The sequence below is a fragment of the Salinibaculum rarum genome (assembly GCF_030505615.1).
GTDB classification, from domain to species: Archaea; Halobacteriota; Halobacteria; order Halobacteriales; family Haloarculaceae; genus Salinibaculum; species Salinibaculum rarum.
On record NZ_CP129992.1, the window covers coordinates 2,217,878 to 2,242,449 of the forward strand.

The window sequence follows — 24,572 nt, forward strand, 5'->3', positions numbered from 1 at the left end:
CAATCATGCCAGTATACGTTGATTTCGACGTCCCTGCAGACCTCGAGGACGACGCCCTTGAGGCGCTCGAGGTCGCACGGGACACGGGAAGTGTAAAGAAAGGTACAAACGAGACAACGAAGGCCATCGAGCGCGGCAACGCCAAGCTCGTCTTCGTCGCCGAGGACGTCCAGCCCGAGGAGGTCGTGATGCACCTCCCCGAACTGGCCGCAGAGAAGGAGATTCCGTACGTCTTCGTCGGCACGCAGGACGACATCGGGCACGCCGCAGGTCTGGAAGTCGGCAGTGCTGCTGCCGCAGTCGTCGACACCGGCGACGCGGAAGCCGACGTGCAGGACATCGCCGACAAGCTCGAGGAGCTTCAGTGAGGTGACGAAGGATGAGTGCTGAAGAGACTGAAGACGACGGTGGCTCCACACCTGCCGAGGTTATCGAGGTTGTGGGCCGAACCGGGATGCACGGCGAGGCCATGCAGGTCAAATGCCGCATCCGGGAGGGCGAGAACAAGGGTCGTATCATCACCCGAAACGTCCTCGGGGCAGTCCGCGAGGGAGACGTACTCCAGCTCCGCGAGACTGCACGCGAGGCAGACACCATCGGAGGACAATAATGCCACGAACACGCGATTGTGACTACTGTGGCACCGCCATCGAGCCGGGCACCGGCACGATGTTCGTCCGAAAAGATGGGACCACCATCCACTACTGCTCTGCGAAGTGCGAGAAAAACGCCGACCTCGGCCGCGAAGCGCGCGACCTGAACTGGACCGAGGCCGGCCGTCCCGAGCCGACCGCAGCCGAACAGGAGGAAGCCGACGAGGCGGAAGCAGAGGAAGAGCCGGAGCCCGAAGAACTGGAGACGGTCGACGAAGAAGACGAGACCGCTCCCGGTCCGGAAGGTGAAGGCGAAGACGAGGCAGCAGCCGACGCAGACGCTGACTCGACTGAGGCAGTCGATGCCGACGACGAGGGCGGCGAGGCTGACGAAGAAGAGACGGAGGCTGAGGCATGAGCGACGACCTCGAACGCACCTTCGTGATGGTCAAACCCGACGGCGTCCAGCGTGGACTCGTGGGCGACATCATCTCGCGCTTCGAGGACCGCGGGCTGAAGCTCGTCGGTGCGAAGTTCATGCAGATCGACCAGGACCTCGCTGAGGACCACTACGGCGAACACGAGGACAAGCCGTTCTTCGACGACCTCGTGGACTTCATCACCGCCGGTCCGGTCATGGCGATGGTGCTCGAAGGACAGGACGCTGTCAGTCAGGTCCGCACCATGATGGGCGAGACCGACCCCGCAGAGTCCGCGCCCGGAACCATCCGTGGCGACTTCGGGCTCGATCTCGGTCGGAACGTCATCCACGGCTCCGACGACGAGGACCCCGGCGCGAACGAGCGGGAAATCGAGCTGTTCTTCGACGACGAAGAACTCGTCGAGTGGGAGCGCATCGACGAAACCTGGCTCTACGAATAACCGAACTCCCGTTTTTGCCGTGTACCCCGAGTCGATAGGGCAACCTCTCTCGATTCTGCGGAATCTATCAGTCTACGTCGAAAAACGATAACCCAGTGTAGCGTTTTCTGTTATGGAATGGGTGAACGTGTCACACGGCGTGCGCTTCTCGCGGCCCTGGCTGGTGCAGGACCGGTCGGTGCCGCCCTTTCACCGCTCGGACAGTATCTCGATATCGCGGCGCCGCTGAGTGGCTCACTCTGGCAGTCCGTCGGGACCACGCCAGAGACAGTCGACAGCGAGTACGGCGCGGCGACGATAACCTACGACGACTACCACGTCCCCCACATCGAGGCCGACAGCGAGACGGCGGCATACTTCGCGGTGGGGTACGCGCAGGCGGCCGACCGACTGGGTGAGATGGACCTCGTTCGCCGACGTGCCGGGGGAACGCTCGCCGCCGTCGTCGGCGAACAGGGCCTCGAAAACGACCGCTTTGCCACGAAGATGGACTTTCGCGGTGCGGCAGAAGCCTCGGCGGACGCGATATCGGGAACCGAGACAGAGACTGTCGTCCAGGCGTACGCCGACGGCGTCAACGCGTATATCGACGACGGGCCGCTCGGCGCCGAATTCGGGCTCCTCGGATACGAACCCGACGAGTGGACAGTCCTCGATACCGCACTCGTCGGCGTCCAATTGAGCTGGTTTCTCACCGGCAGTTTCGACGCACTCCGCCGCTCGGTACGCGAAGAAGCATTCGACGCCGAGACGCGACAGACCCTCTATCCCGACCAACTTGACCACGGCGTCCCAATCGTGCGGCCGGGCGAGACTGGCGGGCAGTTACGTGGCGTGTCGACGGCGTCGTTTGCCAGCACGGGCAGTGACAGTGATGCCGGCAGCGACGGGACCCGAACGCCGAGCGTCGACCCCGACCTCGTCGACTGGCTCGCAACCTTCGAGGAGCCACGCATCGTCGGGTCGAACTCCTGGGTCGTCTCCGGCGACCTGACCGCGAGCGGCGAGCCACTCGTCTGTAACGATCCCCACCTCGCGCTCCAGGCCCCGCCAATCTGGTATCAGCAACACGTCTCGACGGGCGAACAGACGGTCCGCGGTGGGGCGCTCGTGGGAACCCCCTTCGTCGTCATCGGGGCGAACGACCACGGCGCCTGGGGACTGACCAACGTCGGTGCGGACGTCATCGACTTCTACGACTACGAGACGCGTGACTCACCGAGTGGCGACAGACAGCAGTACCGCTACCGCGGCGAGTGGCGCGATTTCGAGCGAGAGACACGGACCATCGAGGTGGCCGGCGGCGACGACGAAGAAGTGACCGTCAGGAAGACCGTCCATGGGGCATATCTCGACAGAGAAGTCAACGGCGAGTCCAGGGCCATCGGCGTCGCCTGGACCGGCACGAGTAGCACGCGCGAAATCGAGGCGATTCACGGGTGGGGGAAATCCACAGGACTGGAAGAATTCCGCGCGGCGACAGAGAAGATGGATGTGCCGACGCAGAACCTCGTCTACGCCGACCGGGACGGGAACACCCTCTACCAGATGAGTGGCAAGATTCCGGTCCGACGCATCGACGGGGACATCGTCCGCGGCGGGCGCGTCTTCGACGGTTCTGCCGGGGAGGCAGAATGGGACGGGTTCACCCCCTTCGGTGAGTCCTCGTGGGATGGGTTCGTCCCCTACGACCAGAAGCCGGCTGTCATCAACCCGGACTACGTCGCGACGGCCAACCAGCGCACCGCCGACAATCCAGCCTATCCCATCGGGCAGCGCTACGACTCGGGCTTTCGGGGGACACGTATCTACGAGCGCCTGGACGCGGCGGCCAGCGACGGCACCATCGACCGCGAGTTCGCCAGGACGCTCCAGACCGACGCGTTCTCGGTTCGCGCAGAGAAACTCGTCCCTGCGATTCTGGACGCCCGCGAGCGGATGCCCCCGAAAACAGACGAGTGGGTGGACACGCTGGCCGAGTGGGACTACCAGATGGACCGTGAGTCGACAGCGGCGCTCGTGTTCAGACACTTCTTCGAGGCGTTCGAGCGGTTGACGTGGGAAGCCGACTTCGAGTCTGTCGGCCTGGGGTCGCAGTTCTGGCCCCAGGAGTGGGTGCTGGTGACGTTGCCGCCCGACAGCGACTTTTTCGATGGCGACCGCGGTGGGGTCATCGCCGACGCGATGGTCGAGGCCGTCGACGCAATCGAGTCAGCGGGCTGGGAGACCTACGGCGACTACAACGTCACCGCCATCGACCACCCGTTCGGTGAGCAGGTGTCGGGGCTCAACTACACGCGGTTGGCCACCAACGGCACTCCGGAGACGGTGGCGGCGTTCTCGACTGAAGGAGGATACGGCGCGAGTTATCGGCTCCTGGCTGATTTCGGCGGCCACTCGATGGATGTCATCCCCGGCGGGAACGACGGGTCCCCGTTCTCCGCCCACTACGAGGACCAACTGGAACTGTGGGCACGCGGTCGATACCGCCGACTCGACGACCCGCCGGACACCGACCCAGACGTGAGAATCGAGGTGGAAGCCGAATGACCGACGATGGGAGGAACGCGGGGCTGGCCGAGCGTGTGGCCAGTCTTGACGAGCGAGCAACGAGACTACGCGGAGACGACCGTATGCGCAGGGTCGCACTTGCTGGTGCTGTTGTGGTCGGACTGGTTCTCGTCGCGGTTCACTGGGTCGGGTTGTTCGTCGCCGGTGCGCTCGTCGGACTGACACGCCGGAGTCTGGTGCGTGCGCTCGTGGCCGGCCTGGCGTTTGGCGTCCTTGTCCTCGCAGTGTTTTTCCTCCTGACGCCGCCTGTCTCGCCGGGGAACGTCCTGGCAGTCGCACCGCTGTCGTACGTGACCGTGGGTGTCACGCTCGCCGGGCCGGTCTGCGGGGCGCTGGCACGGGGTGTCGTCTGACCGAGCAGATTTTCAATCTCCGGGAATCCGCGTTCGGTTTTAGCAAGTACATTGCTGATTCTACGCGTATGGCTCAGAGTCCCGAATCGAAACTCATCGAGTGGGACGATGAACGATATAGCACGAATATTGAGCGCTTCGACGAACAACATCAGTATCTTTTCGGCCTGCTGAACGAGCTCTATGTCGCGATGGACGAGGGGCGCTCCGACGAGGAGGTGGGCGACATCCTGCGGGAACTCGAACGGTACACGGAGTATCACTTCGGAGACGAAGAGGAGTTCATGCAGGACTGTGGCTACTCGATGGAGTGTGCGGACTGTTTCTACAACCATCGGGAGAAACACGAGGAATTCGAGGAGAAAGTCCGTGACCTCAGACAGCGCCACGAGAACGACGAGCACATCGAACTCGAAGTGCTGACGTTCGTCTCCGACTGGCTCGACTCACACATCGCCGGTGTCAACCAGGACCAGAACTACAGCGAGTACTTCGAGGAAAACATCAGCGACGACTACGAGTACACGCCAGGGAAACTCAAAAAGAGCCGGGACGTCGAGGCAGCCCATCCCGAAGCCCTCCAGGACAGTACGTCAGTCGCTGACCTGGACGTGTCGCTGGGAAGCGAGGTTCGAACCGGGGGAGAACTCTCGATTCCGGACGGTCCCGTCGCGGCCTGGTTCGAGAACCTCTGTGACCGACACGGCGACCGAACCGCCGTCCAACTTCCGGACCGGCCAGCGCACGATAGCTTGACCTTCGACGAAGTTCGCGAAGAGGCCAGGGCGGTGGCCGCTGGCCTCCTCGAGATGGGGCTCGAACCGGGAGACAGAGTGGGTATCTACGCCAACCCGACATACGAGTGGAGCGTCGTCGACATGGCCTGTCATCTGGCCGGCCTCGTCTCCGTTCCCGTCTCGAATCTCTACAGCGACGAGCGGGCGCTTCACATCATCGACGACGCCGGCGTCGACGTCCTCGTCGCCGAACGAATGTTGCCGGTCCCCGTTGAGCAGGCCGTCGACTCCGTCGCCTACATCGACGACTTGCCGACTGGGACGGCCACCGACTTGCCCGGGTTCGACCGGGACGGCGACGAGGTCGCGACCATCGTCTACAAGCTCGGAACGAACAAGCACCCGCGTGGCTGTGCACTGACCGACGAGAACCTCCGGGCCGGGACGCAGATGCTCACCGACCAGCTCTCGCTCGACGCGGGCGGGACCGGAACCTGTTTCCTCCCGCTGGCGCACATCTACCAGCGACTTGCTGGCTACGTCCTCTGGCAGACCGGCAACGCTATCGCGTACATGGATACCGACGAGTTCGAGGCCGACCTCAGGACGGTCGAACCGGACGTTCTCGTCGGCGTCCCGCAGGCGTACGAACAGCTCCGGGGGTCGATTGAAGACCGGATGCGCGAGATGAGCGGCGCCCGGAAGTTCATCGCCGGCAACGTCCCGGAAAAATACGGGGCGAAGATGCGCGACGATGCGAGCGCGTCGAGACGCCTCTCGGTGAAACACTCGATGGCGGAGAAGACGGTCTTTGGCCGGCTTCGCGAGGAGTTTGGCCTCTCGAATGTCAGCCACGCCCTGACCGGGACCGAGAGTATCGACGACGAGACGATTCAGTTCTTCTGGGGCTTTGGCGTTCCAATCCGAGAGGTCTACGAATCGACCGAACTGACCGGGCTGGCGACGATGACCGGGGCAGACGACTACCGTGCGGACATCGTCGGGACGCCGCTTCCCGGCACCGAAGTCGCGCTGGCCCAGGACGACGAAGTCGTCGTTCGGGGGCCGTGCGTGATGGACGGCTACTGGAACGACGAGGAGGCGACAGCCTACGCCATCCGGGACGGCTGGTACCACACCGGCGACATCGGCGCGTTCGACGACGACGGCTCGCTCAGAATCGTCGGCTCAAAGTAGCGCCCACCCGCCGGGCGTGAGTCTGCGGTCGGATTTATACGCGGCCACGACAATTGGTACCTATGGGCATTTCCTACGAGGACTTCATCGACCTGTCTTACGAGCCGGCCGAAACGGAGCTGATCTGTTCGTTTGCCGTCGAGCCGGCCAGCGACATGAGCTGGGAGGCAGCGGCCAGCCGTATCGCCTCGGAGAGTTCGAACGGGACGTGGGCCGAACTCCAGGTCGAGGGGTCGGTCGCGGACCTCTCGGCGACCGCCTGTGGCATCGACGAGGATGCAGGCGAGGTGACAGTCGCCTATCCCGACGCACTGTTCGAGGACGGCAGCATGCCCCAGGTACTCTCCTGTATCGCCGGGAACATCCTCGGGATGAAAGCCGTCGACCGGATTCGACTGCTCGACTGTGAGTGGCCGCCGACGTTGACCCAGACGTTTCCGGGGCCACAGTTCGGCACGAGCGTCAAGACAGACCTCCTCGACGCGCCAGACCGTCCCATCACTGCGACGGTCCCCAAGCCGAAGGTCGGGCTCTCGACCGAACAGCACGCCCAGATCGGCTACGAGGCCTGGACCGGCGGGCTCGACCTGCTGAAAGACGACGAGAACCTCACTGACCAGGATTTCAACCCTTTCGAGGACCGCCTGACCGAATCGCTCGCCCAGCGGGACCGCGCCGAGGACGAAACCGGCGACCCGAAAAGTTACCTGCTGAACGTCACCGCACCGGGCCGGGAGATGCTCGAACGGGTCGATATGGCCGCCGAACACGGCTGTGAGTTCGTCATGGTCGACGTCGTGACCGCGGGGTGGGCGTCGCTCCAGCAGGTCCGCGAACGCTGTGAGCGACACGGGCTGGCGATTCACGCCCACCGGGCGATGCACGCTGCCTTCGACCGCATCCCGACACACGGCATCTCCATGCGCGTGCTGGCACAGGTGGCCCGACTCTGTGGTGTCGACCACATCCACACCGGGACCGCAGGTCTGGGAAAACTCGCAAACGAGGATACGCCGGGTATCAACGAGTGGCTTCACGCGGACCTCCACGGACTTCGGGACGTGTTGCCGATGGCATCGGGCGGGCTCCATCCGGGATTGATTCCGACACTCGTCGACACGCTTGGCACGAACATCGGCGTCCAGGCTGGGGGCGGGGTTCACGGCCATCCGGACGGCACGCGTGCTGGCGCGACGGCATTCAGGCGGGCAGTCGAGGCGGCAGCGGCCGGCGACCCTCTCGACGACGCCGCAACAGACTGTCCGGAACTGGCCACCGCAATCGACTTCTGGGGGACCGAGACGCCGCGCTGAAACCTCTCTTTCGACCAGCCGCCACGCGCTATACAAACAGGTCAGTAGCGTGCACGGAACCGCTCGATTGCCTCCCAGGAGAGGTCCGTCCGCGAGCCGATGTCACGGCAGGCGAGCGCACCGCAGGCGTTACCGACAGCGAGCGCTTCCCCAGCGTCGTCTCCGTCGAGGACGGAGGCGAGAAAGCCCGCAGCGAAGGCATCGCCGGCGCCGGCCGTGTCGACGGGTTCGATGTCGTAGCCCGGGTGTGACTGGGGCTCTTCGCCGCGCAGTTCTGCGCCACTGTCGCCGCGCTTGTAGACTGTCACTGTCGCGCGGTCGGTGAGGCCACTCGCAGTCGCACATTCGAGTTCGCGGCCGTTCACGAAAAGGTACTCCGCGTGTGTCGCCGCGGCGCTGTAGTCACGGTCACAGACCCGTCGCCCGGGGTCGAGGCTCACGGACAGTCCGGCGTCGACGGCCCGACTGGCGAGTGTCGCCGCTGTCTCTGTGGCCTGGCCCGTCAGATGCAGATGGTCCGTGGCTCGCAGGCGGGCGTCGGTGACCGCATCGGCGGTGAACGATTCGTTGACTCCCTCGTTTGCCAGGACTATCACCTGTCCGTCGTCGTCCACGACGAGGTATTTCACTGTGGTCTCTCCACCGCTGACGGTCACGACGGAGTCGCAGTCGACGCCCAGCGCCGAGAGTTCGCGTCGTGCGAGCAGGCCGTTCTCGTCGTCACCGACGCTGCCTACGAGGGCAGTATCGAGGCCGAGACCCACCAGGCCGGCTGCCGTGTTCGCGGCGCTCCCACCGCCGGCCTGTCGCTGGTCGTCGATTGCTGCCTCACCGTCCGGTGCCGGCAGTGCGTTGACGCGGAGCGTGACGTCCCAGTTGACGTGGCCGGCACAGAGAACTCGCATCGTCACGCCTCCCAGGGGCGCCCCGGTTCCGGCCCATAGAGTTCCCGCATCAACATGACGATACTCTCGGGTGGGAACTGTCCGCGCTCGGTGACGATGGCGTCGACGTGCCGTGCCGGCGTCCGGTCGAACGCCGGATTTGCGACGTCGACGCTGTCGAACTCCTGGCTGAGCTCGCCAGAGAGAACCTCCCCGACGTCGCGGTGTTCGATGTCGACGCGTCCACCCGATAGCGTCTCTGGGTCGAGCTTGAGCGTCTGGGCAGCGACAACGACGTCGACGCCCCGCTCGCGTGCGCTCGCGGCCAGGCCGGCCGTCCCGATTTTGTTGACGACACTCCCGTCAGCGGTGATAGTGTCTGCGCCGACGAAGACGTGGTCGGTCTCGTCCAGATAGCTGTGGGCGGCGCTATCGACGATGAAAGTCACGGGGACACCGAGTTCGTCGAGACGGCGCGCGGTCATGTGGCCCTGTTTGCGCGGCCGGGTTTCCTTGACTATCGCCGAGAGTTCCGTGCCCTGGTTTACGGCGGTCACTATACAGGCGAGTACGTCTGTCGAGTGACAGTGGGTCATCACGGTGTCACCGGTCGAGAGTCGACTGGCTCCCACGGCACCGAGGTCTGTCTGGGCGCGGTCGAGTCGGTCACGGAACTCCGCGACCGCCGAGACGACCGCAGTCCTGACTGCCTCGACAGTGTCGCCGTCCATGCTGTTCAGGACGTACCGGAGCGTGTTAGGGAGACTCACCGCAGTCGGACGGGTGTCGTGGAGTCTCCGGGCAGCAGCTCGGAGCTCGGCCTGGAGCGTCGCGGCGTCGGCGGCACTACTCTGTGTTGCCTGGTCGCGCAGAGCCGCCGCTGTCGCATCCGCAATGGCGACTGCGCCACGGATTTCCATCTGTGCGATCGCGTTTGCCGTGTCAGTGACCGCGTCACAGACCTGGCCGTCGCCCATGTGTCGTGCTATGATGGCACAAGACAAAAGGCTCGCGGCAATCATCTGCCACTAGCCACCTAGGGGAAATCTACAAGACATGACTGCGTGTATTGGTGATTGTACAATGAGACAACACGCTCACACAGCCGGTACAAATTTTAGTCATGCTATCGTACCCCACGGAGGAGAGTGAGACTTAATGTCAATGGACGGACGGACCTGTCTGGTCACTGGCTCGTCGAAAGGTATCGGACGTGGAATTGCAGAGGACCTCGGAAGTCGCGGCGCGAACGTCGTCGTGAACTACCGCTCGTCCGAAGCAGCAGCCCACGAAGTCAAAGATAGCATCGAAGATTCCGGTGGCGACGCGATTACCGTGCAGGCCGACGTCGCGAACATGGACGAGGTCGAGGCGATGTACGACACGGTCACCGACGCCTACGGGAACATCGACGTGCTCGTCAACAACGCGGGTATCACCGTCGACAAGAAATTCGAGAACATGACCCGCGAGGACTGGGACCGCGTGATGCAGGTCAACCTCGGCGGCGTGTTCAACTGCACGAAAACCTGCTTTGAGGACATCCGACAGGCCCACGAGGGGCGCCTCATCAACATCTCCAGTGTCGTCGGACAACAGGGTAACTATGGCCAGGCCAACTACGCCACAACGAAATCCGGCCTGTTTGGCTTTACCCGCACAATCGCGCTGGAACTCGCACACGAGGGCTCGACCGCAAACTGTGTCGCCCCCGGGTTCGTGAAGACGGACATGCTCGCAGATGTGCCCGACCGCGTCAAGGAGGGGATCCTCGAACGGATTCCGCTCGACCGCTTTGCCGAAGTCGAAGACATCGTTAGTATGGTAACGTTCGTCGCGCAAGAACAGTCCAGCTACATGACCGGACAAGTACTCGGTATCAACGGAGGCATGGAGTGGTAAGATGACACGGGTTCCAATTGCCGGCGTCGGCATGACGAAATTCGGCAAGAACGGGGAGCGAACGGCCCGAGAACTGTTCGCTGAGGCAGCCGGGAAGGCCTTCGAGGACTCGGGACTGTCACCCGACGACGTCGACGAAGTCTACTACGGCAACTTCATGGGCGAGATTGCAGAACAACAGGGCCATTCGGGCCCACTCGCGGCAGACGCCGCAGGCGTCACCGCACCGGCCACCCGCATCGAGAGTGCGTGTGCATCCAGCGGCGCAGCGGTCCGCCACGGCGTCAACCGGGTCCGCAACGGCGACGTCGACGTCGTCCTCGTGGGCGGCGCAGAGCGGATGACGAACCTCTCGACGGCCGACGGCACGGCCGGCCTCGCGGCCGCGGCAGACGCCCTCTGGGAGATCAAGGCCGGCGTCACATTCCCCGGCGCCTACTCGCTGATGGCAAACCGCTACTTCCACGAACACGGCGGCAGTCGCGAAGACCTCGCGGAGGTTGCGGTCAAGAACCACGACCACGCCGTCGAGAACGAACTCGCGCAGTTCCAGATGGAAATCGACGTGGACAAAGTACTGGACGCACCGACGGTCTGCTCGCCGTTCGGCCTCTTCGACTGCTCCCCGATGAGCGACGGCGGGAGCGCGGCACTGCTCGTCAGCGAGGACTTCGCCGACGACCACGACCTCGGTGAGGTTGCGATCACTGGCACAGGCCAGGACGGCGACCGCCTCGCGCTTCACGACCGCGTCTCGATGACACGGACACCCGCCGCAGAGCGGGCCGCCGAGATGGCCTACGACGACGCCGGTATCGGTCCCGACGATATCGACGTCGCGGAGGTCCACGACTGTTTCACCATCGCAGAAGTGCTCGCCATCGAGGCGCTTGGCTTCTACGAGCAGGGTGAAGGAATCACGGCCGCGACAAACGGCGAGACGGCCATCGACGGCGACCTGCCGGTCAACCTCTCGGGTGGACTCAAGGCCAAAGGCCACCCTGTCGGTGCGACCGGTGGCGCACAGATTTCGGAACTGACCAAGATTCTGCGCGGTGACCACGTCAACAGCGACGCAGTCTCCGACGCCGAAATCGGCCTCACCCACAACGCGGGTGGGACGGTCGCAAGTTGTGTGGTCAACGTTCTGGAGGTGATGAACTGATGAGCGACGACGAGCGCGTCCGCGACGCAGGGTACGACGACTGGCTCGATGCCGTCGAAGCGGGCGAGCCCTACTATCTGGAAAGTCCCAGTGGCAACGGCTGGCTCCCACCGCGGGAAGTCGACCCCGAGACGGGCGAGCGTGGCCTCTCCGAGGAACCGCTCCCCGACACGGGCGAGATACTCACGATGACGACGACGAACGTCGCCGGCCCCTCCTTTGCCGACGACGCGCCCTTCGTCGTCGCTGTGGTCCAGTTTGGTCCCGTCCGTATCACCGGACAGGTCCACGGCATCGACCACGACGACGTCGAAATCGGACAGGAAGTCGAACTGAGCGTCGGGGAAAACGAGACGGAAGGCGAGCGCGTTATCGTCTTCGAACCGGCCTGACTGGCACAAAGCGACCCGTCGCCGGTCACTCCTCGTGTTTTTCGCCGTTTGAGCTGGCCATTACCACGTAGAGCATCAGCGCGGGCACCGTCGCGCCGACAGCCCCCGAGAGGCTCGTCACCGGGTTCACCTCGACGATTTGGGTGAGGACGACCACCGTCAGCAAGGGCACGAGACCGAACAGCGCGAGGGCTGTGGGTCGCATAGACGACGGTTACTGGCGGGCGACAAAAACGTATTCGGGACGTGAGCGTGGTCAGTCGGCGCTGCTCGCCGTGGCAGCGACGTCGAGTTCGCCGGCATCGAGTTCCTGTTCGACCTCACGGGCGGCCTGCACCATGTTCTCCATCTTGCCGTAGGCCACGTCGCGGGGCAGGAGCTTCAGACCACAGTCCGGGCTGACGGTCAGCCGCTCCGGTGGCACGACCTCCAGTCCCTTCTTGATGTTGTCCTTAATTTCCTCGACGGATTCGACTTCGGCGTCGTGGACGTCGATGACGCCCATCGCGAAGTCCTTGGTAAAGTCGTCGTCTTTGAACACGTCGAGTTGCTCGAAGTCGCCGTTGACGAGTTCGAGGTCGTACTCGTGGACGGGGTAGTCGAGAATCTCTGGGTAGATACGGGAGTAGTCACCGTAACATACGTGCAGCCCGAGGCGCACGTCGTCAGGCACGTTGTCGGCGATGCGTTCGAGACACTCGCCGACGATGGCGTGGTCGTCCGGCGTCGTCGCGAGTGCCGGCTCGTCTATCTGGATGTATCGTGCACCCGCGTCGACGAGACCCTCGATTTCCTCGTTGACGAGGTCTGCGAGTTCGTAGGCGAGTTCTGCCTCGTCGTCGTAGACTTCGTTGAAGGACCACGAGGCGAGCGTGTACGGTCCCGTAATCGGGACTTTGACCGGGCTGTCGGCGACGTCCGAGGTAAACTCGTACTCGGAGATGAGCCACTCCTGGTCGTACTCGACGTTCTCGACGACGCTGGGTTTGTCGTAGTAGTTGTGCCCCCAGACTTTCACGCGGCCGTTGAACTCGTAGCCGTCGATGCGGTGGGCGAAGTACTCGACCATCTCGTTACGGCGCATCTCGCCGTCACAGACCACGTCGATGCCGCAGCGTTCGTGTTCGTCGGTGATGAGGCGGGCGGCGTCGTCTTTGGCTTCTTCGAAGTTGTCCTCGTCGAAGTTGCGTTCGTCGTCCTCGTAGAGGTCACGGGCGCGGTGGAGCCACTTGGGCTTGGGGTACGACCCCACGACGGTGGTCATGAGGAAGTGGTCGTTCGGGTGGTCCTCGGGTCGGAACTGTTCGCGTGGTCCTGTCATGCTTCGACCTCCTCGAGTTCGGCAGCGTCTGCAAGCGCATCCAGTTTCGCCTCGGCCTTGTTGACCGGCAGGTAGAACAGCTCGGTGTTCGAGGTGGCGTAGACGGTATCGTAGTCGCCGTTGGTCTGGTCGTCGAACCAGTCGACGCGCTCGCGGATGGTCTCGGGCGATTCGACGAGCGTGTTCTGCCCGTCGACGAGGCCGAGTGCCACGTCGTCTTTCGTGCCGTACTCCTGGACGTTGTAGACGTTCTCGTCGTGGTTGCTCACGAGGTCAAAGCCGATTGCATCCACGTCGGCGTCCATCAGATGAGCGTACACTTTCTCCTCTAGTGCACCCCAGTAGGTGTGGGCGACAACGTCGGCGTCGACGGCATTGGCGACGGTGTCGATTGCCTCGCTGGCGCGTTCGTCCTCGCCGTCGTCCGGCGCGTTCTCGACGAGCGACGGTTCGAGCAGGAACAGTGTCTCCACGTCGGGGAACTGGGCGGCCTCGTCTGCGAGAAAGTCCGCGATTCCGTCGAGGAAGGCTGCCTCGTCGCCGTAGTGGTCGTCGGTCGCGAGGTCCGCAAGCGAGTAGGGGCCGGGCAGGACTGCCTGCAAACCGTCGTCGACCTGCTCGCTGGCAGCGTCGAGTTCGCCGGCCACGTCGCCACTTGCGGAGAGGTCGCCGGTCACCACCGGCTCCCGGTAGAAGTTGTTGTTGTCGTAGTATCGCACGATGCCGCGCGTCTCTACACCGTCTGCGACCGCAAGCGGGTGAGCAATCATGTCGTCCCACCGGAGCTGTCCCTCGACGATGCGGTCGAGACCAGCAGCTTGCTGGCGGTCGACGACCTCAGACCGCGCTCGGTCGTAGGCCGCAGTTATCTCGTTGCTCTCGTCCCCACTGATGAGGTCGTCTTTCTGGTGGCCCTTCAGATCCGATAGCTCCTCTTTTGCCCAGTCGGGCAACGGAAACAGGCCGGGTGTCGTGGCTACTACCCGTGTCATTACACCGACGTAGGAAATGACGGCCTTTAATATTTCCTGTTTGGTTTAATGCTTCGTAGTTATTCACCGCGTGTCAGGTGCGCCCGTCGGCCGGAGGTGCAGAACGACCAGTTTCTCGTAGGGATGGGATTCGGTGGCCGCTTCCATCGTGGTCAGCCCGTTCCCGCGAGCGTAGTCACGCACTGCGTCGATACCGGTCAGCGACGAGACGAGCAAGAACGCATCACCGTCCGGCGCGAGCACGCGGTACAGGTCATCGAGGAACGGTTCGATGACCTCCCGGCCGCTTTCGCCACCCGACAGCGCCGTCTCCATCCAATCGTCCCACTCGCGGTCCGGTTCCGTCGGGAGATAGGGGGGATTGAACACCACAACGTCGAACGCGCCGTCACGAAACGGCGTCAACTGGTCTGCGCGCACGACGGAGACGCCGGCGTCGCGCGCCTGCCGGCAGGCGTTTGGATTCAGGTCGGACCCGACGACGCGCGCGGCCGTCTCCTCGCCGAACCGGTGAGCGATATACCCCGACCCAGTACCGACGTCGAGTACCCAGTCACCGCTCTCGGTGTACGCGACGGCTGTATCGGCGAGTAGTTTCGAGTCCTCCGCTGGCTGGTAGACCGTCTCCGTGTCACGCTGGTCGGCCAGCGACGGGCGGTCGCCGTCTCCCATCAGTACCCACCGGGGTCGCCCACGTCGTAGGCCAGCGTCGCCAGCTGTGCGAACTCCGCGGGTGTGACCGTCCCCGCGCGACGACTCATCAGGTCCTCGTCGGCCGCTTTGACCACCGCGTCGGGCTCGCCCAGCCCGGAGATGTGGGCCGTGTTCCGGACGGCGTTGCGCATCGTCTTCCGGCGCTGGGTGAACACCGCCTTCAGGAACGACATGAAAAACTCGTCGTCCGGGACCGAGTAGTCGGGGTCGCGGGGCGTCGTCTGCACGACGGCACTCTCGACGCGTGGCTGTGGGTCGAAGGCTTCCCTTGGCACGGTTTCGGCAACCTCGATGTCCGCGTAGTGGCCCGCCGTCACCGAGAGGCGGCCGTACTCGTCCTCGCCGGCGTCGGCGGCCATCCGCTCGCCAAACTCCTGCTGGAACATCAACACCAGCGGCCGGCCCGTCGGCAGCAGCCGGAAGGCAATCTCGCTGGAGATGCCGTACGGCAGGTTCGATACTGAGGCCGTAAACGCCGGAAGGTCGACATCGAGGGCGTCACCCTCGACGATTGTGAGCTGTCCTTCGTCGATAGCATCGGCGAACTCCTCCCGGAGGAACGCGGCCAGTTCGGGGTCGCGCTCGATTGCAGTCACGCGGTCGGCGACGGCGAGCAGCCGGTCGGTCAGCGCGCCCGTTCCGGCGCCGACTTCGAGGACGTGACTGGTGTCTGCGTCCGCGGGGAGATACCCCGGCAGACGGTCGAGGACGCGGTCGTCGACCAGGAAGTGCTGGTCGAAGTCCGGATTCCCCCGGACCCCTGCTCGTCGAATCAGTGCGTCCGGGTCGCGGGCGTTCGTCTCTGACCCTGCCATTACTCCTGGTCGTCCTGACCGACGAACGTCCGGTATTTCAGGTCCTCTTCTTGCAGTTCTTCGAGGATTCGCTCGACAAGCGTCTCTCTGGGGTTGTGGAGGCCGCTGACGCGCGACTCGACGTCCTCGAAGCTCTGGAACGGCTGGCGCTTGCGCTCGTCCAGGATGGTGTTTCTGAGTTTCTTTCCGATTCCCGGGAGGAGGTTCAGCTGGTGCAACCGGAGGGTGATGGGCTGGGCTTCGTTGTAGAAGTCGACGAAGCGCTGTTCCTGTTCATCGACGAGGTCCTCGACGGCGTAGTCGAGTTCGGATTGGGCGCCGCCGGGAAGGTCCTCGTAGTCGATTTCGTTGACCCGCTCTGCCAGCGACGAGTCGTACACGTCGACGTGGTCGCCAATCGTGATGTCCGCGTCGGAGTCGACGACGAGTTCGTAGAGTCGGAAGTCCTCGACGCCGAACGCGTAGGCGAGTGGATGTTTCTGGTATTGCGGCCGGTCGTCTTCGGTGCGGCCGTGTGGGAGAAAGTCGAGTACGATAACCTGTCCGCGCTGACCTGCCGAGTCCTCGCGCTCGTCGTCACTCATATTCGTGTCGTAAGGGGACCGCTCACTTAAACCTGAGCGGGAGCGGACTGTGACCCCACCGAAGATTACGCGTACTGCTTGACGACGTTGAGGATGTCGTCGAGTTCGTCACCGGACAGAGAGAACCGCTCCTGGGCGTAGATGGCGCGAAGCTCGTCCCGGTCGAGGGGCTTGGTGTCGGCGATCTTGTACGCGGTCGGTTCGTCGACTTTCTCGAGTTCGAGCAGGTCCGCGACGAACTCGCGGGACTCCTCGGCATCGAGGACGGCAAACCGGTTGACGTGCTCGATGGCGCGCGCGAGTTCGTAGCGCATCTCGCGGTCCTCGTCGGCCGCGCGCTCGACTTCGATGTCTTCGAGTACCTCTTTGGCCTCCGCGACCGTGAGATACTCCTCGTCGACTTTCTCTTTGAATATCGTCATTCCTGCCGGGTCAGGTGGGCGGGCTTGACGATGATGGTCTTGTCTTTGCCGCCGTCGTTGATCTGTACCTTGTACGCAGTTCCCTGTTTCCCGATGACGACGCCGGTGTGACCGTCGAAGCGCGGGTTGTACCGACCATCGGAAACGCTCGGGTCGATTTTCAGGTGGACCGAGTCACCGTCCTCGAACTCTTGGACGGCTCGCTGTGGCGGCGACGTGCCGCTCTCTCGTGGTTCGTTCTTGAGCTTGTTCCGCGTTCCCTGGAGTGGTCCGTTCGAGTTGGGCATTCGTGCGGTTCCGTTATCCGGTCGGCCATATAAAACGTGCGTTCCACATGCGCGCCGCTCCTCGAAAAGGTGACAGCGAAAAAACCGGACCGGCTCAGAGACGGCCGACGTTTTCGACGGAGACCGACTCGACGCCCTCGACGTCGACGAACGCCTCTTCGACGGCTTCGGTACCGCCGGTGTCGTCGGGGACGACGACGGTCGGCAGGAGTGCGACGAGGCCGAACGCGACTTCGTCACGCTCGAAGCCGTTGATTTTCGCTCCTTCGGGAAGTGCGGCCTCAAGACGCTCCTGGAGCGCGTCGAGGTCGACTTCCGGACTCTGCGGCATGACTTTGATTGCGGCTGCGACTTTTCCCATAGTTACGGACCCATGAACCCACAGTCGGGGCACTCGTAGAGGTTGCTCTGCTTGCGACACTTCGCACAGCGGTAAATCTGGTGTCCACAGTCGGGACACTTGAACGCGGCCGCACTCGTGCCGGCGATGTTGATGCCACACGAGATGCACTTTTGCGTTCGTTTCTGCTCGCTCTCGCTCATACCCTCTCTTATCGCGTGCCCGCTTTTAACCGTTGTCAAATGTGCCGGGCGACCACGGACGGAGTTTGCCGTCACGACCCCGGGAGGATGTCCCCGAGTGCTGCGCCAATCGCCATCGGCACGAACGCCACGCTGACCGTACAGACAGCCAGCCACGGGTCCGACCACGAGACACGCCCCCATCCCGTCATCATCACGACTGCCATCACAAAGGAGACGGTCATCACGCCGACCAACCGACGGGGGACGAGGCCGAACAGTGGGCGGTGGACGCGCACGTCCTGGATGTCGGCGACGTAGATGATGCTGATGACGATACTGAGTGCGAGGACGTGGGTTCCGGCGAAGTACAGCGGGTTGCCCGCGATGAACGCGCCGACTTCGTTCGTGCCGCCCTCGACGAACATCGGAATGCCAAACAGCAGGGCACCGAGGACCGCTTCTGCGACGTCTGCGCGGTCGTACCCGCGGATTATCCGCCCGAATGCGGCCGTACTGCCTATATCGACCGCCATCCGCATCGTTTCGCGAACGTGTTCACGAACCTCCTGGGAGTCGACCATCTCTTCTAGGTCCTCTAACTGTTCGTAGAGGTCCGCCATCTCCGGCTGGTCGTCCGGCGCGACAGCGTCGTCGTCGGCCAGGTCGCTGCTCATTCGTTGGCTGGGTCGTCAGGCGTTCGGTCCCCACGCGGAATCTCCGGGGCCGGAAGCGCTGGTTCGGTCGGTTCGCCGTTCTCCCAGACGTAGAATCCCGCTCCGCTCGGGCCGCCAGTGTTGCCCGCGGCCACAAGGTCACGGAGTATCTCCGGCGGCGCGAACCGGTCGCCGAGCTCCGCGTGTAGCGTCTCCAGCGTCTCCAGCCGGTTGTCGAGTCCGGCCCGGTCGGCCTGCACCAGCGGTCCACTGGCGTGGTCGAAACCACGTTCCAGGACCTCGTCGACGGCCTCGACGCCTGCCACCTCGTCGTCGACGAGCCGCATCGCCTCGGCTTCCAGCGCGAGCGCGACACGCGTCGAGACCACGCCCGGCGCATCGCGGACGACGACGGGTACACGCTCCAGTCCCTCGACGAAGGAGCGCGCGCGGTCACAGCTCTCCTGGCTGGTCTGCTCAGCGACGACCACCTCTACCAGTGCGGCATCGGGTGGGTCACAGAATCGGAGGCCGACAGCACGGTCGGGATGGCGAAGACCGGCAGCCGCGGCGGTGACGGATACCCCCGACGCGGCCGGAACGACCAGCGTCTCGCGGTCGATGTCCGACTCGATGTCGGCAAACTCCGCCTGGAGGGCCGTCGCGTCCGTTGTCGTCGTCTCGACGACGATGTCGGCCCCGCTGATGGCTCCCTCTCGTCCGGTCGTTCCGGAGAGACGGTCGCCAGTGTCCACGTCGGCGGGGAGCCGGCGCTCTATCGCGTCGATGGCGTCCATCACGTCGTTGGCCTCGTCGCCGTAGAACCGCACGTCGTGGCCCGCGATGGCACACACCTGCGCGATTGCCCGGCCCAACTGCTCCGCTCCGAGCACAGCAACATCCATGCCAATGTGAGCGGTTCCCGGGAGGTTAAGCGTTTGCCGTCAGGTGGTGGGACTGCTGGCTCTCCGCCTACGGAAGTTTCAGATAGGCGCTCCCCCGCTGTTGGAGACGCACGGCCTGAGCGACCCCCGACTGGACGGTTTCGACGCCCTCGACCACCTCGTCTGTCGCGTACCCGAACCGCTCGAGTGAGTTGCTACAGGCGCGTATCTGTACACCTGCCTCGACCATTCTGGCGATTCGGGACGCTTCGGGAGCCCCCGCCAGCAAGAACCGAACGGCCGGGCCGTTGACGACGACACGAATCAGTTCGGGCGGCGTCGAGACCGAGTTGTCCTGGGCCAGGTTCCGGAGGTTCCGGAGGGCGGTCTGCCAGTCCTCGCTTTCACCGCTCGTAACGTGGATGACAATCCCGTCCGGGTTACTCATAGGCACAGTCTCTGCGGTCAACCCGATAAAGTCTGCGGGTGTGCTGACAAGCCAGTCCGGCTAAACTAAGGGCAAGACCACGAACCGGACGAGCCACAGCCCGCCCATTCCGGCTGCCATCGTCGCGAAGACGTTCTCCGTTCGCCAGGCGACAACTGTCGCAAGGATACCCCCGGCGAGTCTGTCAGCCGCGATTCCCCCGGCACCGGGGTCGAGCGTGACGAACGAGGGAACCACGAGCGCCGCCAGGACCGCGGCAGGGACATACCGGAGTGCCCGTTCGAGACCGGTCGGGATGTCGTCGAGGTAGCCAAACAGGGCGATAAACGACACCCGAATCAGGTACGTCGCGACGCCGATAACGACGATGAGAGCCCAGAGTTCGGGGCTGGCGTGGCTAGTGACCATCTGTGTGGTGCACCTCCAGCCGTCTCTCCGCGAGCAGTCCAGCGACGATGCCGACAGTGGCACCGACGAGGAGACCGAGATTCAGCGGGAGCACGGACGCGAGGACGGCAACGCCGCCACCGACGAGTCCGGCAACCGTCGTCGGGCCGTCCTCCATCGCCGGGACGAGCAGGGCCAGGAACACGAGCGGCACCGCAAACTCCAGTCCGAGTGCGTCGGGGATACCCGCCTGCGCGACGGCCCCGGCGACGGTCGTAATCTGCCAGACAACCCAGAGTGTGACCCCGGCCCCGAGATAGTACGCCGCCCGGTCGACTGCCTCGTCGGACCGGTATCGCGATATCGACAGCGCGTACGCCTGGTCGGTCAAGAGATACGCGAGCCCAGTCTTGGCGCGCGTGGAAAACGACTGAAAGTACGGTGCGATAGAGGCCGAGTACATCAACATTCGGAGGTTGATGACGATAGCCGTCACCGCGACGACCGTGAGGGGTGCGTTCTGGCCGATGAGGTCGAGCGCCGCCAGTTGCGACGCGCCGGCAAAGACGATGACGGACATCCCCACAGTCTGTGGGAGCGACAGGCCGGCTTCGATTGCTGCGATGCCGGCGACGAGTCCAAAGGGAGCCACCCCCAACAGCAGCGGCGACACGTCGCGAACACCACGACGAAAGGCAGCGGAGTCCATGTCCCGGGCCTAGCCGTCCCGAAGTTTACGCGTATCCATTCGGTCGGCCGGGAACCGAAAGTGCGACTCGGATGTCTGCTCCCGGACTCTCTTTTCTCCGTCGCTCGAACTGGCGCCGTCGCTATCGGAGCGAAAAAACAAACCCAAAAGCGATGTCTGCTGGTCGGTCAGTCGTCCGCGGGCACGCCCTCGACCGATGGCGCGTCGGTGTGTGCGAGGTGGCCGTTCAGCGCGATGAGGCCGAGCCCCACCTTCGAGACGATGTCGATGTACGCGACGACGAGTGCCGTCGTCTCGATGTCCATCAGCCCGATGGCGTTCGGTCCCGTCACCCAGATGAGCGGGTAGATGAGCCAGAGCACGACCAGGAAGGCTCGAAGCTTGCTGTACAGTGCGGCAGTGGTGCCGCCCTGTTCGTTCGCGGCCTTGTCGAAGTCGACGTACGTGTAGTAGACGACGCCGGCGAAGGCAGCCAGCCCGGCGAGGTACAGCAGCCACTTCAGGGGCGATGCGACCAGCGCACCGACCATCCCGAAGACGATAGTCGCGGCCTGGAGCACCGATGCACGGGCGATGACGCTCCGTGCGGCCCCTGCAAACAGGCCAAGGTAGATGATGTGCAGTGGCGTGGTCAACAGCCAGTCGACGTACCGTGGGATGAAGGCGACTTCACCGGTCGACGACTCGATGCCGCCGATGCCAAGCGCCATCAGCGCGTACGCGACCACTGCGATACCCGGCACTGCAATCAGGATGGCGTAGCGACGCCAGTCCGCGCGCGGGACATATTGGAGTCCCGCGGCAAGCAGCAACGTTCCCAGAGCCATACCGCCCGTTCCAAGTGTAAACCAGAGTGTAATCGATGCCATGGTTAGTCGTCCACGCTCGCTTGTGAACCGCCGCTTTGTCCGGTCGACGTGGCCGCGTCGACGCTAAACCTGTCGAGCAACGTCTCCAATTCCTCGGCGCGTGCGCGCAGGTCCTGCGCGGAGGCCGAAACCTCCGAGATGGAGTCCGTCTGGTCTTCGGCCGCGTCGGCGACGGTGTCTGCCTCCTGGGCAGTCTGTTCGCTGATTTCGGTCAGGTCGTCTATCATGCCCATCAACTGCTGTGTCGTCTGTGCCTGCTCTTCGGTCGCATCGTCGATTTCCTGGATGCCGACGTCGACTTCCTCCGTGTACTCGACGATGCGCTCGAGAGCCTCGATAGCCTCCTCGACCGTCTCGGCACCGGTCGTGATGCGCTCGCTGGTCGACTCCATCGTCGCGACAGTGTCGCCAGCCTGGTCCTGAATGGTCCCGATGCGTTTCTCGATGTCGTCGGCAGCGTCTTTGGTGTCTTCGGCCAGCGACTTGACCTCGTCTGCCACCACGGCAAAGCCGTCGCCGGCGCCGTCGCCACCACCGCCACCGGCGCGGGCGGCCTCGATAGAGGCGTTCAGTGCCAGCATGTTGGTCTGCTCTGCAATGTCGCTGATGAGGTCGACGATGTCGCCGATCTCTTCGAGGTCTGCCGCCAGCGCGCTGATTTCATCGACTGTCTCGTCGGTCTCGGCATCGATGGCGTTCATCTCCTCGATTGCTTCCTGGGCGGCCTCTCGCCCTTCCTCACCGACCTCTGCGGCGGCCTGTGAGGTGTCTGCGACTTCCTGTGCGGATGCGGCCACCTCTTCGGCGGTCGCCGACAGTCCCTCCATCTCGGAGGAGGCGTCCTGGAGTCGCTGGCTTTGCTCTGTCGTTCCCTCGAAGATTTCCCCGATGGAACTCCGAACCTGCTGGCTGGCCTCGTCGACGCGCTCGGCGTTGTCGTCGACGCGGCTGGTCGCTTCGAGAACGTTGCGCGCGAACGACTGCATGTCGCCGATCGTCTCTTCCAGTGCGGCCAGCGTGTTGTTGATTTCCTCACCGACCGACGCCATGGCGTCGTTCTCGCTCTGCGGGTCGACTCGGGCGGTCAGGTCGCCGTCAGCGGCGTTACCCAGCACGCGCCGGTACTCCGTGGCCTTCGCTTCGAGGTGGTCGTTTACCTGTTGCATCACCTCGCTTTCCTCGATTGCTTCTTCGCGAGCTTGTTCTGCCTCCTTGCGGGCACTTTCGGCCTCTTTACGCGCCTGTTCGGTCTCCGATATCTTCTCGCGTATGGAGGTCCGCATCTGTTCGAAGGAACTGTAGAGCGTCCCGAATTCGTCTTCACGGGTGGTCGACAGTTCCACGTCGAGGTCTCCCTCGCCCATCGCGCGGGCTTTCGAGGACAGCGACCGGAGCGAGACGATGGTGCTGGTCCCGATAGTCACACCGACGAGGCCGAGGTTGATAATCGAGAACAGTAAGAGTCCGATGAGGTCCGAATTTATCTGGTTGCTCAGCGCGTACGCCTGGTCCTTGTCGGCATGAACCATCACGGTCCAGTCCGTCGAACGCAGTTGCGTACTCGCCATGAGCATCTCGTCCATCTCGACGAATTCGCTTTCTCCACCCTCGAGTTGCGTGGAGCCAGCGGCCCCGTCGTGGTCGGAGAGAATCAAACTGCTGTTGGGGTGTGAGACGTATTGACCGTCGCTGTTGACGACGAGAGTGGCGGAATCGTCGCGGCGGTCAGAGATAGACTGGGACTGAGCCTGAAGATCAGTCATGTAGACGAGAACGTGGTCGGGATTGTTCTCGACAGGCGAGATAACCGCAATTATCGGGTGGTCGACGAGTGATACTGAGAACGGGCCGGAAACGTAGGTGTCAGTCGGTCCGTCGAATTCGAGTGGGTCCTGTGCGAAGGCCGCGCCCTGCTCGCGCGGATTGACGCCCACGAACTCCTCGTTCGAACTCGCCTCGAAAGTCATCGACGTGGTGTTCAGGTAGTGAACGGCCACGACGTTCTCCGGGACGGCCTTTTGTTCGACGAGGCGGTCGAGATACTGATTTGCCTCTCCAGAGTCCCCGCTCTGGAGGGCCGGATTCGAAGACGTGCCCCTGACGCTTCGCTGCGTGTTGTTCAGCCAGGAATCGAGCTGTGCGCCCTGTGACTCTGAGAGTGCTGTCAGGTCGCCCCTGACGTCCTCGTTGAGCGTCGCCGACGCCTGTGAGCTGATGACCAGGCCGAAAGCGACCATCAGCACGATTGCAAGCGCCAGCGCGATACCTAACTGTGTCGCGTAACTCTTCCGCAGAGAGTCAGGGAGAAGTGAACCACTGTTCGATGCCATCGGTCCAAAGGTGGGTATAGACCCTCTTAAAAGACAGTCCCTATCTGTTAGGAATGATAATCAGCCGTCGGCACCGTCTCGAATACATTCGTTTGAATCGAGGCCTTCAGAGGAGGTTATACGCCTGGATATACTCTTTGGCGTACTCGTGAGCAGACTCCTCCAGCGAGTGAACGAGTCGCCACTCGTCGTGTTGACAATCGAGTGTCACGTCGAACTCGTCTGTCGGCGTGACCAGAAAGACGACGTTGACGGTGTGACGCGAGTCGACGCCCTCGACGGAAGCGGTGTCCCAGAAGTGACTGTGAACGCCGAGGCGCCGCTCGATAGCGACCGCAAGGCCGAGTTCTTCGCGTGCGATACGTCTGGCAGCCACAGGCAGGCGCTCGCCTTTGTAGAGGCGGCCGCCGGGCCAGAACCACTCGCCAGCGGCGGGTTCGTTGGTCCGGCGCGCGAGAACGACCCCGCCGTCGTGTGCGACGACGACTTCGACACAGACCTGTGGCAGGTGCGCGAGACAGTCACCGAACGTCTCCTCGGGAACAAACTCGTCGTGAACGTCCATGTCGGCTGGCAGGACTTGTCGGCCAAAGAGTGTCCCGGACAGCGCCCGACCTACCACAACAGTCATTAGAGAGTGTCG

Annotated in this window: 31 protein-coding genes; 11 read left to right on the forward strand and 20 right to left on the reverse strand. The window is 63.6% G+C overall.

What is annotated here, in order from left to right; genetic code table 11:
* The first annotated feature begins 5 nt into the window (after positions 1–5).
* The 8 genes from rpl7ae (at position 6) to rbcL (ending at position 7,646) form a co-directional block, all read left to right on the forward strand.
* Positions 6–368, forward strand: a complete 363-nt coding sequence (gene rpl7ae, locus QYL91_RS11575) for a 50S ribosomal protein L7Ae (RefSeq protein WP_302080655.1) — start codon at positions 6–8, stop codon at positions 366–368.
* 11 nt (positions 369–379) lie between these two features.
* Positions 380–610: a 30S ribosomal protein S28e gene (locus tag QYL91_RS11580; protein WP_302080656.1), complete on the forward strand. Its 231-nt coding sequence runs from the start codon at positions 380–382 to the stop codon at positions 608–610.
* Positions 610–1,011 carry a 50S ribosomal protein L24e gene (locus QYL91_RS11585; protein WP_302080657.1) on the forward strand — a complete coding sequence of 134 codons (402 nt, stop codon included), beginning with the start codon at positions 610–612 and terminating at the stop codon, positions 1,009–1,011. Before QYL91_RS11580 ends, QYL91_RS11585 begins: the two co-directional genes overlap by 1 nt.
* Positions 1,008–1,475 (forward strand): nucleoside-diphosphate kinase, encoded by a 468-nt coding sequence (gene ndk, locus QYL91_RS11590; RefSeq protein WP_302080658.1) that lies wholly within the window; start codon positions 1,008–1,010, stop codon positions 1,473–1,475. Before QYL91_RS11585 ends, ndk begins: the two co-directional genes overlap by 4 nt.
* 117 nt (positions 1,476–1,592) lie before the next feature.
* Positions 1,593–4,025: a penicillin acylase family protein gene (locus QYL91_RS11595; protein WP_302080659.1), complete on the forward strand. Its 2,433-nt coding sequence runs from the start codon at positions 1,593–1,595 to the stop codon at positions 4,023–4,025.
* Between the two features lie 83 nt (positions 4,026–4,108).
* Complete coding sequence (locus tag QYL91_RS11600) at positions 4,109–4,399, forward strand: hypothetical protein (protein WP_302080660.1); 291 nt, start codon at positions 4,109–4,111, stop codon at positions 4,397–4,399.
* 68 nt (positions 4,400–4,467) lie between these two features.
* On the forward strand, positions 4,468–6,333 hold the full coding sequence (locus QYL91_RS11605; RefSeq protein ID WP_302080661.1) for a bacteriohemerythrin: 1,866 nt from the start codon (positions 4,468–4,470) through the stop codon (positions 6,331–6,333).
* Between the two features lie 62 nt (positions 6,334–6,395).
* Positions 6,396–7,646 carry a type III ribulose-bisphosphate carboxylase gene (gene rbcL / locus QYL91_RS11610; RefSeq protein WP_302080662.1) on the forward strand — a complete coding sequence of 417 codons (1,251 nt, stop codon included), beginning with the start codon at positions 6,396–6,398 and terminating at the stop codon, positions 7,644–7,646.
* 41 nt (positions 7,647–7,687) lie between these two features.
* Here the strand turns inward: rbcL and QYL91_RS11615 are convergent, their stop codons facing one another.
* On the reverse strand, positions 7,688–8,551 hold the full coding sequence (locus tag QYL91_RS11615) for an ATP-dependent ribose-1-phosphate kinase (protein WP_302080663.1): 864 nt from the start codon (positions 8,549–8,551) through the stop codon (positions 7,688–7,690).
* Between the two features lie 2 nt (positions 8,552–8,553).
* Positions 8,554–9,507 carry a ribose 1,5-bisphosphate isomerase gene (locus tag QYL91_RS11620; protein ID WP_302080664.1) on the reverse strand — a complete coding sequence of 318 codons (954 nt, stop codon included), beginning with the start codon at positions 9,505–9,507 and terminating at the stop codon, positions 8,554–8,556.
* Positions 9,508–9,688: 181 nt separating this feature from the next.
* On the opposite strand from QYL91_RS11620, the gene QYL91_RS11625 reads away from it, so the two are divergent.
* The 3 genes from QYL91_RS11625 to QYL91_RS11635 are packed head-to-tail and all read left to right on the forward strand — an operon-like array spanning position 9,689 to position 11,989.
* The gene (locus tag QYL91_RS11625) at positions 9,689–10,432 is read left to right on the forward strand and encodes a beta-ketoacyl-ACP reductase (protein WP_302080665.1); all 744 of its coding nucleotides are present in this window, start codon (positions 9,689–9,691) and stop codon (positions 10,430–10,432) included.
* Position 10,433: 1 nt separating this feature from the next.
* Positions 10,434–11,597, forward strand: a complete 1,164-nt coding sequence (locus tag QYL91_RS11630; RefSeq protein ID WP_302080666.1) for a thiolase domain-containing protein — start codon at positions 10,434–10,436, stop codon at positions 11,595–11,597.
* On the forward strand, positions 11,597–11,989 hold the full coding sequence (locus QYL91_RS11635) for a Zn-ribbon domain-containing OB-fold protein (RefSeq protein ID WP_302080667.1): 393 nt from the start codon (positions 11,597–11,599) through the stop codon (positions 11,987–11,989). Before QYL91_RS11630 ends, QYL91_RS11635 begins: the two co-directional genes overlap by 1 nt.
* Before the next feature lie 25 nt (positions 11,990–12,014).
* On the opposite strand, the gene QYL91_RS11640 is transcribed toward QYL91_RS11635, so the two are convergent.
* The 18 genes from QYL91_RS11640 to QYL91_RS11725 all read right to left on the reverse strand — a co-directional run bounded on the left by QYL91_RS11640 (position 12,015) and on the right by QYL91_RS11725 (position 24,560).
* Complete coding sequence (locus QYL91_RS11640; RefSeq protein WP_302080668.1) at positions 12,015–12,194, reverse strand: hypothetical protein; 180 nt, start codon at positions 12,192–12,194, stop codon at positions 12,015–12,017.
* 51 nt (positions 12,195–12,245) lie between these two features.
* Complete coding sequence (locus QYL91_RS11645) at positions 12,246–13,310, reverse strand: methionine synthase (protein WP_302080669.1); 1,065 nt, start codon at positions 13,308–13,310, stop codon at positions 12,246–12,248.
* Complete coding sequence (locus tag QYL91_RS11650) at positions 13,307–14,302, reverse strand: 5-methyltetrahydropteroyltriglutamate--homocysteine methyltransferase (RefSeq protein WP_302080670.1); 996 nt, start codon at positions 14,300–14,302, stop codon at positions 13,307–13,309. The genes QYL91_RS11645 and QYL91_RS11650 overlap by 4 nt, the downstream gene beginning before the upstream one ends.
* A gap of 63 nt (positions 14,303–14,365) precedes the next feature.
* On the reverse strand, positions 14,366–14,974 hold the full coding sequence (locus tag QYL91_RS11655) for a HemK2/MTQ2 family protein methyltransferase (RefSeq protein WP_302080671.1): 609 nt from the start codon (positions 14,972–14,974) through the stop codon (positions 14,366–14,368).
* Complete coding sequence (locus tag QYL91_RS11660) at positions 14,974–15,831, reverse strand: 16S ribosomal RNA methyltransferase A (protein WP_302080672.1); 858 nt, start codon at positions 15,829–15,831, stop codon at positions 14,974–14,976. The genes QYL91_RS11655 and QYL91_RS11660 overlap by 1 nt, the downstream gene beginning before the upstream one ends.
* Positions 15,831–16,415, reverse strand: a complete 585-nt coding sequence (locus QYL91_RS11665; RefSeq protein WP_302080673.1) for a DUF655 domain-containing protein — start codon at positions 16,413–16,415, stop codon at positions 15,831–15,833. The genes QYL91_RS11660 and QYL91_RS11665 overlap by 1 nt, the downstream gene beginning before the upstream one ends.
* Before the next feature lie 65 nt (positions 16,416–16,480).
* Entirely contained in the window at positions 16,481–16,837 is a 357-nt protein-coding gene (locus tag QYL91_RS11670) for an RNA polymerase Rpb4 family protein (RefSeq protein WP_302080674.1), read from the reverse strand.
* Entirely contained in the window at positions 16,834–17,124 is a 291-nt protein-coding gene (locus tag QYL91_RS11675) for a 50S ribosomal protein L21e (protein ID WP_302080675.1), read from the reverse strand. The genes QYL91_RS11670 and QYL91_RS11675 overlap by 4 nt, the downstream gene beginning before the upstream one ends.
* Positions 17,125–17,218: 94 nt before the next feature.
* Positions 17,219–17,485 (reverse strand): elongation factor 1-beta, encoded by a 267-nt coding sequence (locus tag QYL91_RS11680; protein WP_302080676.1) that lies wholly within the window; start codon positions 17,483–17,485, stop codon positions 17,219–17,221.
* A gap of 2 nt (positions 17,486–17,487) precedes the next feature.
* The gene (locus QYL91_RS11685; protein ID WP_302080677.1) at positions 17,488–17,667 is read right to left on the reverse strand and encodes an HVO_2753 family zinc finger protein; all 180 of its coding nucleotides are present in this window, start codon (positions 17,665–17,667) and stop codon (positions 17,488–17,490) included.
* 71 nt (positions 17,668–17,738) lie between these two features.
* The gene (locus tag QYL91_RS11690; protein ID WP_302080678.1) at positions 17,739–18,323 is read right to left on the reverse strand and encodes a DUF2391 family protein; all 585 of its coding nucleotides are present in this window, start codon (positions 18,321–18,323) and stop codon (positions 17,739–17,741) included.
* Positions 18,320–19,207 (reverse strand): 3-hydroxyacyl-CoA dehydrogenase family protein, encoded by an 888-nt coding sequence (locus tag QYL91_RS11695; RefSeq protein WP_302080679.1) that lies wholly within the window; start codon positions 19,205–19,207, stop codon positions 18,320–18,322. Before QYL91_RS11695 ends, QYL91_RS11690 begins: the two co-directional genes overlap by 4 nt.
* Positions 19,208–19,274: 67 nt before the next feature.
* Positions 19,275–19,634: a DsrE family protein gene (locus QYL91_RS11700; RefSeq protein WP_302080680.1), complete on the reverse strand. Its 360-nt coding sequence runs from the start codon at positions 19,632–19,634 to the stop codon at positions 19,275–19,277.
* A gap of 60 nt (positions 19,635–19,694) precedes the next feature.
* Entirely contained in the window at positions 19,695–20,042 is a 348-nt protein-coding gene (locus QYL91_RS11705) for an AzlD domain-containing protein (protein ID WP_302080681.1), read from the reverse strand.
* Positions 20,032–20,730 (reverse strand): AzlC family ABC transporter permease, encoded by a 699-nt coding sequence (locus tag QYL91_RS11710; RefSeq protein WP_302080682.1) that lies wholly within the window; start codon positions 20,728–20,730, stop codon positions 20,032–20,034. Before QYL91_RS11710 ends, QYL91_RS11705 begins: the two co-directional genes overlap by 11 nt.
* A 167-nt stretch (positions 20,731–20,897) precedes the next feature.
* Positions 20,898–21,599 (reverse strand): bacteriorhodopsin, encoded by a 702-nt coding sequence (locus QYL91_RS11715; protein WP_302080683.1) that lies wholly within the window; start codon positions 21,597–21,599, stop codon positions 20,898–20,900.
* A gap of 2 nt (positions 21,600–21,601) precedes the next feature.
* The gene (locus QYL91_RS11720; protein WP_302080684.1) at positions 21,602–23,929 is read right to left on the reverse strand and encodes a methyl-accepting chemotaxis protein; all 2,328 of its coding nucleotides are present in this window, start codon (positions 23,927–23,929) and stop codon (positions 21,602–21,604) included.
* 106 nt (positions 23,930–24,035) lie between these two features.
* Positions 24,036–24,560, reverse strand: a complete 525-nt coding sequence (locus QYL91_RS11725) for an NUDIX domain-containing protein (protein WP_302080685.1) — start codon at positions 24,558–24,560, stop codon at positions 24,036–24,038.
* Positions 24,561–24,572 lie beyond the last annotated feature (12 nt).

What these genes read in the sequence shown, in the direction of transcription:
- rpl7ae (WP_302080655.1), top strand. Translation starts at nt 6, where the DNA reads ATGCCAGTATACGTTGATTTCGACGTCCCTGCAGACCTCGAGGACGAC.
- QYL91_RS11580 (WP_302080656.1), top strand. Translation starts at nt 380, where the DNA reads ATGAGTGCTGAAGAGACTGAAGACGACGGTGGCTCCACACCTGCCGAG.
- QYL91_RS11585 (WP_302080657.1), top strand. Translation starts at nt 610, where the DNA reads ATGCCACGAACACGCGATTGTGACTACTGTGGCACCGCCATCGAGCCG.
- ndk (WP_302080658.1), top strand. Translation starts at nt 1,008, where the DNA reads ATGAGCGACGACCTCGAACGCACCTTCGTGATGGTCAAACCCGACGGC.
- QYL91_RS11595 (WP_302080659.1), top strand. Translation starts at nt 1,593, where the DNA reads ATGGGTGAACGTGTCACACGGCGTGCGCTTCTCGCGGCCCTGGCTGGT.
- QYL91_RS11600 (WP_302080660.1), top strand. Translation starts at nt 4,109, where the DNA reads ATGCGCAGGGTCGCACTTGCTGGTGCTGTTGTGGTCGGACTGGTTCTC.
- QYL91_RS11605 (WP_302080661.1), top strand. Translation starts at nt 4,468, where the DNA reads ATGGCTCAGAGTCCCGAATCGAAACTCATCGAGTGGGACGATGAACGA.
- rbcL (WP_302080662.1), top strand. Translation starts at nt 6,396, where the DNA reads ATGGGCATTTCCTACGAGGACTTCATCGACCTGTCTTACGAGCCGGCC.
- QYL91_RS11615 (WP_302080663.1), bottom strand. Translation starts at nt 8,551, where the DNA reads ATGCGAGTTCTCTGTGCCGGCCACGTCAACTGGGACGTCACGCTCCGC.
- QYL91_RS11620 (WP_302080664.1), bottom strand. Translation starts at nt 9,507, where the DNA reads ATGGGCGACGGCCAGGTCTGTGACGCGGTCACTGACACGGCAAACGCG.
- QYL91_RS11625 (WP_302080665.1), top strand. Translation starts at nt 9,689, where the DNA reads ATGTCAATGGACGGACGGACCTGTCTGGTCACTGGCTCGTCGAAAGGT.
- QYL91_RS11630 (WP_302080666.1), top strand. Translation starts at nt 10,434, where the DNA reads ATGACACGGGTTCCAATTGCCGGCGTCGGCATGACGAAATTCGGCAAG.
- QYL91_RS11635 (WP_302080667.1), top strand. Translation starts at nt 11,597, where the DNA reads ATGAGCGACGACGAGCGCGTCCGCGACGCAGGGTACGACGACTGGCTC.
- QYL91_RS11640 (WP_302080668.1), bottom strand. Translation starts at nt 12,194, where the DNA reads ATGCGACCCACAGCCCTCGCGCTGTTCGGTCTCGTGCCCTTGCTGACG.
- QYL91_RS11645 (WP_302080669.1), bottom strand. Translation starts at nt 13,310, where the DNA reads ATGACAGGACCACGCGAACAGTTCCGACCCGAGGACCACCCGAACGAC.
- QYL91_RS11650 (WP_302080670.1), bottom strand. Translation starts at nt 14,302, where the DNA reads ATGACACGGGTAGTAGCCACGACACCCGGCCTGTTTCCGTTGCCCGAC.
- QYL91_RS11655 (WP_302080671.1), bottom strand. Translation starts at nt 14,974, where the DNA reads ATGGGAGACGGCGACCGCCCGTCGCTGGCCGACCAGCGTGACACGGAG.
- QYL91_RS11660 (WP_302080672.1), bottom strand. Translation starts at nt 15,831, where the DNA reads ATGGCAGGGTCAGAGACGAACGCCCGCGACCCGGACGCACTGATTCGA.
- QYL91_RS11665 (WP_302080673.1), bottom strand. Translation starts at nt 16,415, where the DNA reads ATGAGTGACGACGAGCGCGAGGACTCGGCAGGTCAGCGCGGACAGGTT.
- QYL91_RS11670 (WP_302080674.1), bottom strand. Translation starts at nt 16,837, where the DNA reads ATGACGATATTCAAAGAGAAAGTCGACGAGGAGTATCTCACGGTCGCG.
- QYL91_RS11675 (WP_302080675.1), bottom strand. Translation starts at nt 17,124, where the DNA reads ATGCCCAACTCGAACGGACCACTCCAGGGAACGCGGAACAAGCTCAAG.
- QYL91_RS11680 (WP_302080676.1), bottom strand. Translation starts at nt 17,485, where the DNA reads ATGGGAAAAGTCGCAGCCGCAATCAAAGTCATGCCGCAGAGTCCGGAA.
- QYL91_RS11685 (WP_302080677.1), bottom strand. Translation starts at nt 17,667, where the DNA reads ATGAGCGAGAGCGAGCAGAAACGAACGCAAAAGTGCATCTCGTGTGGC.
- QYL91_RS11690 (WP_302080678.1), bottom strand. Translation starts at nt 18,323, where the DNA reads ATGAGCAGCGACCTGGCCGACGACGACGCTGTCGCGCCGGACGACCAG.
- QYL91_RS11695 (WP_302080679.1), bottom strand. Translation starts at nt 19,207, where the DNA reads ATGGATGTTGCTGTGCTCGGAGCGGAGCAGTTGGGCCGGGCAATCGCG.
- QYL91_RS11700 (WP_302080680.1), bottom strand. Translation starts at nt 19,634, where the DNA reads ATGAGTAACCCGGACGGGATTGTCATCCACGTTACGAGCGGTGAAAGC.
- QYL91_RS11705 (WP_302080681.1), bottom strand. Translation starts at nt 20,042, where the DNA reads ATGGTCACTAGCCACGCCAGCCCCGAACTCTGGGCTCTCATCGTCGTT.
- QYL91_RS11710 (WP_302080682.1), bottom strand. Translation starts at nt 20,730, where the DNA reads ATGGACTCCGCTGCCTTTCGTCGTGGTGTTCGCGACGTGTCGCCGCTG.
- QYL91_RS11715 (WP_302080683.1), bottom strand. Translation starts at nt 21,599, where the DNA reads ATGGCATCGATTACACTCTGGTTTACACTTGGAACGGGCGGTATGGCT.
- QYL91_RS11720 (WP_302080684.1), bottom strand. Translation starts at nt 23,929, where the DNA reads ATGGCATCGAACAGTGGTTCACTTCTCCCTGACTCTCTGCGGAAGAGT.
- QYL91_RS11725 (WP_302080685.1), bottom strand. Translation starts at nt 24,560, where the DNA reads ATGACTGTTGTGGTAGGTCGGGCGCTGTCCGGGACACTCTTTGGCCGA.